This window comes from Shewanella sp. POL2, from assembly GCF_000282755.1.
In the GTDB taxonomy this organism is placed as follows: domain Bacteria; phylum Pseudomonadota; class Gammaproteobacteria; order Enterobacterales; family Shewanellaceae; genus Shewanella; species Shewanella xiamenensis.
This window is the reverse complement of the sequence record NZ_AKZL01000138.1, coordinates 1-7,271: the sequence shown is the minus strand read 5'-3', so window position 1 is coordinate 7,271 and position 7,271 is coordinate 1. Positions and strand designations below refer to the sequence as shown.

Genomic DNA, 7,271 nt, shown 5'->3' with positions numbered 1-7,271 from the left:
CATGGCAGGAATAAAGCCTTGAGCGAAATGCCCGACCTTGTCGTAATTGTTACGTTCACTGCCCATCCATTGGGCAATGGTGTCAAATAATGGCACTTCAGCATAGGTATAGTGCGCACCGACAAATAGCACACAGCAATGTACAAGTACTAAAAAATACACTATTGGGGTTAGCTCAAAGCGTTTGCGGGTAAAAAATAATAGCGGAACCGCCACTAATGCAGGTAAAGCTTCAAGCCACCAAGTGAAAGTATCAGCAGGTTTTATCGCCGACCAGACTAATACTGAGAGGTAAATACCGCACCAAGCGATTTTATTATTCAATGTTTCTTCCTCTTATGCGATATTGTTCTAATTTTAGAATATTAACTTTAGCCATCTAGCCCTCCACAGTGAGCAAAAAAAGTGCTACTTTGATGAGCCAAGGTTGTCAGCATAACATACAAGAACCACTTCAATTAATTAGAGGGTACCCATATCATGGCGAAACATTCGCTTGACAAGCGATAAGATCAAAATCCTGTTGTTGGAAGGCGTCCACCAATCTGCGGTAGATGTGTTTGAACGCGCGGGATACACCAATATTGAGTATCACAAAGCCTCGTTAGGTGATGAAGCCCTGCACGAATCCATCAAAGATGCTCATTTTGTTGGTATTCGTTCCCGTACCCAACTCACCGCCGATGTATTAAAACGTGCCGAAAAATTAATTGCGATTGGTTGTTTCTGTATCGGCACTAACCAAGTGGATCTGGCGACCGCCGAATCCCTCGGTATCCCCGTTTTTAACGCACCATTCTCTAATACCCGCAGCGTAGCTGAACTGGTATTAGGCGAAATTATTATGCTGATGCGCGGTATTCCTGAACGTAACGCTATCGCCCATCGTGGTGGTTGGATGAAAACTGCCGCAGGCAGTTACGAAGTCCGTGGCAAAACTTTAGGCGTGATAGGCTATGGCCATATTGGAACTCAGCTGGGGATCCTGGCAGAAACCTTAGGCATGCGTGTGGTGTTCTTCGATATCGAAGACAAATTGCCATTGGGTAATGCCCAGCAAATCCATTCAATGGAGCAATTGCTGGCACAGTCCGATGTAGTAAGCTTGCACGTGCCTGAAACGCCGCAAACCAAAGACATGATAAGTACTGCCGAATTCGCCGCTATGCGTAAAGGCAGCATCTTTATCAACGCTTCCCGCGGTACTGTGGTCGATATCGATGCGCTTACGGTTGCACTCAAAGAGCGTCACCTTGCGGGCGCGGCGATTGACGTTTTCCCTATTGAGCCACAATCGAATGATGATGAATTTATCAGCCCATTACGCGGTTTAGATAATGTGCTACTCACGCCACATGTGGGTGGTAGCACCGCCGAAGCACAGGAAAATATCGGTATCGAAGTGGCAGGCAAATTAGCCAAATACTCAGATAACGGTTCAACCGTATCGGCGGTTAACTTCCCTGAAGTGTCTCTGCCAATGCATAAAGGTACCTCTCGCCTACTGCATATCCACCAAAACCGTCCAGGCGTGCTGATCAAAATCAACAAAGCCTTCTCTGAAAAAGGCATTAACATTGCCGCTCAGTATCTGCAAACCACGGCAGAAATCGGTTATGTGGTAATGGAAGTCGACACCCACCAAGCAGAAGAAGCCTTGGTTGAGCTTAAAGCCATTGAAGGCACACTGCGTACTCGCGTGTTGTTCTAACGCCTAAACCGCTTAGGTTTGCCCCCATCTAAGGTGCACATTTCATTTAAGATATGTGCGCCTTATGCTTTTGAGGCCAGAGGAATTCCGCTACAATCAAGCCTCTTGCATCGCCTTCATTTTCAGGATCTCGCTATGACTATTGCAGTTTCGACACCCAATTGGGATCTGGACGCCTCCACGCCTCCACTTATGCTCGCCAACTTATCCCACCTAGGCCTTATCAAAGTGGTTGGCGAACAGGGCCGCAGTTTTATCCATGGCCAAGTGACCACAGATATCAGCTCACTTGAAGCCAACCAATGGCGCTGGGGCGCACATTGTGATCCTAAGGGAAAGATGCTGGCTAGCTTCCGCACCTTTGCCATCCAAGATGCGCTGTTGATGTTGATGCCAAAGGACACTATTGCAGTGGATCTGCCACAACTGCAAAAATATGCGGTATTTAGTAAAGCGACCCTGACCAATGCCTCTGATGAGTGGACATTACTCGGTGTGGCGGGTGAACAGGCTAAACAATTTGTCAGCCAACACTACGGTGAAGTCACTCAGGAACTCACTCTCATCGAGCATGGCGCCATTTTAAAAGATGCGGATCGATTTATATTGGTTCTACAACCACAAGCCGCAAGCGCCCTCATTGCCGAGCATACCGTATTTGATGCCAGTGCTTGGCAAGCATTAGAAATTGCTGCGGGTTACCCCAATCTAGCGCCAAGCCATGCTAATCAGTACGTACCGCAGATGTGTAACCTACAGGCTATTAACGGCATTAGCTTTAACAAAGGCTGCTACATGGGTCAAGAAACTGTGGCTCGGATGAAATACCGTGGTGGTAACAAGCGTGCGCTCTATATTCTTCAAGGCACCACTTCCTTAAATATCAATTTGGAAACGGGTATCGAGATAGAATTGGAAGACGGTTATCGCAAGGGTGGACAAATCATTGAATTTGTTCAACGTGGTAATCAAGTGCTGCTCACCGCCGTGCTCGCCAACGATACCGAGAGTGATGCCAAACTGCGTTTCGCTGATGACGAGCAATCTAGCTTACGTATTCAAGCATTGCCCTACTCGCTCGAAGACTAGTTTCTCGCTGATAAGCGGATCGTATTGAAAAAGGCGCCCTAGGCGCCTTTCTGCTTTAATGTTCGAAATAAGTATCTCGAATCGCCACCACCTCGGGCAAGATTTGCTTAAATTCGGCCACCAGCTTAGGGTCAAAATGTTGCCCTGCTTGGCTTTCGAGTAACTCGAGCGTGGCCTCTATTGTCCAAGGCTCCTTGTAAGGACGGCGCGAAGTCAGCGCGTCAAAGACGTCCGCTATCGCCACAATCCGACCTTCGATCGGAATATTTTCCCCAGACAAGCCATTAGGATAACCCGAACCATCCCATTTCTCATGGTGGGTTAAGGCGATACGCCGCGCCATTTGCAGCAGTGGGTCGCCATGCTCACCAATGATCTCAGCACCAATGGCGGCATGTTGCTGCATGATTTTCCACTCTTCGGCATCGAGCTTACCCGGCTTTTTCAGTACCGCATCGGGCGTGCCGATTTTGCCAATGTCATGCATAGGCGCCGCGTTATACAACAACTCACAGAAGGTACTCGGTAAACCTAGTTTGATAGCGAGCAGCCGCGCATAATGGCTCATACGCACAACGTGCAGACCCGTTTCGTTGTCTTTGTATTCGGCGGCGCGACCTAAACGGCGAATGATTTCAAAGCGGGTTTCTTCTAACTCTTGAGTACGTTCTTTAACTTGTTGCTCTAGCAAGCGTTTTTGATCGTACAGCGCGAGATGAGTTTTGACTCGCGCCTTCACCACGGGAGCGCTGACCGGTTTGGTAATGTAGTCAACCGCACCTAAGGCAAAGCCCTGTGCTTCATCGGCAACCTCAGATAATGCCGTCACAAAAATCACAGGGATGTGGCAAGTTAAGGGCTCCTGTTTAAGCTGCTTACAGACTTCATAACCATTCATGCCGGGCATCATGACATCGAGTAAAATTAAATCAGGCAGTGTTTTGGCTACAAGGGCTAGCGCCCTTGGTCCATCAATCGCGACTTTGACCTTATAGTCATCACCGAGTATGCCCACCAAAATATCGATATTTTCTGGAGTATCATCGACGACTAATATTGTTGCCTTATCCATCAACACATTCACCTTTCCAGTGGCTTTATCAATGATCAATACTGCGCATAATTGACCGTTTTACTTTAAGTCTACAAGTACTTCATCAATCAACTCGACGGCCTCATCGAATTGATATTGATTAATCATCGTTAGCGCTGGACTCAACTGCTGCCATAACTGAGCACTCACTTGCGGTTTAAGTGCATCCATTTGGGCGACTGCATCGGAATCCGCTTCTTCTAAACTTTGGCGTAATCGCGTTAAGGCCTCAATGAGGGCTTCTGGTGGTAAATGCTCCGCCGTCGGCCCACTAGATTCTTCAAACTCAGGTTTAACTTTTTCAATTGCTTGGCAAATCGATGCCACTAACGTTTGGATTTGGTCCAACTCCGCTTGGAACTCAGTATTTTCACTTAAGTGAAGTTCCAATTGCCGAGCCAATTCCGCAAGCGTTGTGGAACTTAAATTGCCCGCAAGTCCCTTAAGCGTATGGGCCATTCGCACCGCATCCTCACGTTTATTGCTGGCAACGGCCTTGTTGATTTGCTCCACAACATTACGTTGACTAGTAACAAAACGATCAAAGATCCTTTGGTAAAGGCGCGTGGAGTTTTGCACTAACTGCAAGCCTCTATCAATATCAAGCTCAGGGTGTTCAGGCCATTTCACGACAGAATCAACATCAATATTCACAGGCTTGGGTGAATCATTAATAAGCTCTTGAGGCGGTAACGGTGCGCCTAAATATTTTAGGAGGGTTTGATACAGTAAGTTAACCTCTATCGGCTTGGCGATATGATCATTCATTCCCGCTCTTAAACACATTTCCTTGTCGCCAGCCATGGCATTGGCTGTCATTGCTATCACAGGTAATTGTGCCAACTCAGGCCTTTGTCTCAGTGCTTTTGTTGCCTGATAACCATCCATCACTGGCATTTGACAATCCATCAATACCAAATCAAAGCTCTGCTGAGCTAACTTATCCAACGCAATTTGGCCGTTGGTGGCAATGGATAAAATAATCCCCACTTGCTCTAAAAATTCGGTCGCCACCTCAAGGTTCATTTCGTTATCTTCGACTAACAGAATACGCTTACCTTTAAGGGGCAATAATAACTCAGGCGCAATACTGTCTTGATGGCGCCTGACGGGTAGGAACCCTGCGCGACCAAGTGCGTTCATAATGCCATCAAGCAATCTTGATGCGCTGATAGGTTTGCTGATATAGCCCGCTAACCCAAGTTGCTCGATTTGGGTCAAGAAATCTTGATTCGCATGGGCTGATACCATCAAGATCCGCGGCGCTTTTTTTGCCCGTTGCAGGATTTGTTTTGCGGTTTCGAGCCCATCAAGATGTGGCATTTTCCAATCAATCAATGCCACAGCATAATCCTGCTGACTGCACCGCATCACCGCCTCGTCGCCAGAACGTACTGTATCCACTTGAAAGCCCATGCTCTCTAGAGTGGTTCGCATAATGTCCCTTGCGGTGGCATTGTCGTCGGCAACTAATACTGGCATACCTTCAAGCTCTTGACCTACGATGAGCTTTTGTCCACTGGAGATGCGCAATTTAACGGTAAAAAAGAAAGTACTGCCATGGCCTTGCTGGCTTTCGACCCCGATACTTCCCCCCATTAATTCAACCAGTTGTTTACAAATCGCCAGCCCTAATCCTGTACCACCATATTTACGGGTAGTAGACGTGTCTGCTTGCGTAAACGACTTAAACAGTTTGGCTTGTTGTTCATGGGTTAACCCAATGCCACTGTCACGCACACTACAACGTAATATGACATCATCGTTTTGCTGCTCGACCAAGCTGAGGGACAGTAATACCTCTCCTCTTTCGGTAAATTTGATCGCATTATTCATTAGGTTGATCAGCACTTGCCCCAACCGCAACGGATCGCCAAGCAGATAACGTGGAACATTGGGTGCGACAGCAAACAGCAATTCAATCTGCTTTTGAGCCGCCCTTTCGGAGAAGATATCGCTCAAATCTTCAAGCATGGTATCGAGTTGAAAAGGCACATTTTCGATTTCAAGCTTGCCAGCTTCAATCTTAGAAAAATCAAGGATATCGTTAATGATTGATAATAAAGATTGCGATGCGCGCTCAATTTTTTCGAGATAATTTTTCTGTTTTTTGTCTAGATCAGTCTGTAAGCAAAGTTGCGACATCCCGATAATGGCATTCATTGGCGTGCGGATTTCATGGGACATATTCGCGAGGAAGTCGCCTTTTGCCTTACTGGCGGCATCAGCCTCTTCCTTGGCAACAAGCAATTGTTCTGAAAGCAGTTTTAACTCAGTCATATCGACCATGCTTACCACAGCTGACTCAAATTGGTTCTGGCTGTCCAATAAGCTTGAAACGTTGACTGTCATCCATAAATGCTCACCGGAGGGACGAATAAAGCTTCTTTCCCCTCGGTAGTGATCAACTTTACCTTCTACAAGTTCCTTAAACTGCGCTTTTGCAACTTCTTTATCCTGTGCACTCAAGACATCAAAAATAGGCGTACTACGTAATTCATTACGGCTCAGCCCCATATCCTCACAGAATTGATCATTACAATCGAGGATAAGTCCTTTGATATCGACATTCACGATACCAATGGTTGCCCCATCAAATAAGGCCTTAAAGTGCGCCTCACTGACCGCAAGTTCTTCTTCAATAGACTTGCGTTCAGTCACATCCATCACATAGCCATTCCAGATAATGGCGCCATCATCGGCATAATGACCACTGGCTCCGGCTTCCATCCAGCGAATGCCACCATTAGGATGACGATAGCGGAACTCGCGGATCCAGCTTAATTTATCGTCACTCATTCCCTCGAGCGCGCGTATAACTTCTGGTCGTTCCTCATCAAAAATCCGCTCAGCAATAATATTAAAGTTACTGAGTAAATCTTCGCGGTGTAAGCCCAACATGTGAAATGCTGCGCCAGAAAGGAAGGTAAAACGGCGATCGCTAGGAGAAACCCAGCGCAATTGATACACAGTACAAGGAATAGACTCAGTGATATTGGTTAATTGCAACCTTGAGGCTTCAAGCTCGACGATGGCTAACTTACTCTTGGTTATATCGTCAATACTGCCGTCAAACCATAGGGGAAAACCCTCTTCGGTATAACTCGCCTTGCCCTTTTCATGCACCCAACGGATGCTGCCGTCACGGTGGCGAATACGATATTCCACCTCAAAGGTTTCCTGCTGCGCGAGGGCTCTATCAATATGCTGATGACACAGCTCGCGATCTTCTTCCAAAATCAATGAAGCAAAGCTGCGTTGACGATTCTCAATAAACTGGCTCGCGGCATAACCGGTAATATCGGCAATATTGTCACTGACATATTCCATCACCCACTCCTCGCCGATGCGAGTGCGGTAGACAGCCCCAGGAATATT

5 protein-coding genes are annotated in these 7,271 nt (G+C 46.9%); 2 read left to right on the top strand and 3 right to left on the bottom strand.

What is annotated here, in order from left to right:
- Positions 1-324: DUF2238 domain-containing protein (locus tag SHEWPOL2_RS21095; protein ID WP_037431397.1), on the bottom strand; the 324-nt coding region annotated here is incomplete at its 3' end.
- Positions 325-490: 166 nt separating this feature from the next.
- Between SHEWPOL2_RS21095 and serA the strand changes: the two genes are divergently transcribed.
- Both serA and ygfZ read left to right on the top strand, forming a co-directional pair.
- Positions 491-1,711, top strand: a complete 1,221-nt coding sequence (gene serA / locus SHEWPOL2_RS21090; protein ID WP_037431396.1) for a phosphoglycerate dehydrogenase — start codon at positions 491-493, stop codon at positions 1,709-1,711.
- A 135-nt stretch (positions 1,712-1,846) separates the two neighbouring features.
- Entirely contained in the window at positions 1,847-2,800 is a 954-nt protein-coding gene (gene ygfZ / locus SHEWPOL2_RS21085; RefSeq protein ID WP_037414532.1) for a tRNA-modifying protein YgfZ, read from the top strand.
- A 55-nt stretch (positions 2,801-2,855) separates the two neighbouring features.
- Here ygfZ and SHEWPOL2_RS21080 read toward each other — a convergent pair whose 3' ends face one another.
- Together SHEWPOL2_RS21080 and SHEWPOL2_RS21075 are read right to left on the bottom strand one after the other, a co-directional pair.
- Complete coding sequence (locus SHEWPOL2_RS21080) at positions 2,856-3,872, bottom strand: two-component system response regulator (protein ID WP_037414530.1); 1,017 nt, start codon at positions 3,870-3,872, stop codon at positions 2,856-2,858.
- 60 nt (positions 3,873-3,932) lie between these two features.
- Positions 3,933-7,271, bottom strand: a 3,339-nt coding sequence (locus SHEWPOL2_RS21075; protein WP_037431393.1) for a response regulator, incomplete at its 5' end; no start/stop codon positions are given.

Excerpts from the sequence above, each read along its gene's own strand:
- SHEWPOL2_RS21080 (WP_037414530.1), bottom strand. The coding sequence starts at position 3,872 with ATGGATAAGGCAACAATATTAGTCGTCGATGATACTCCAGAAAATATC.
- ygfZ (WP_037414532.1), top strand. The coding sequence starts at position 1,847 with ATGACTATTGCAGTTTCGACACCCAATTGGGATCTGGACGCCTCCACG.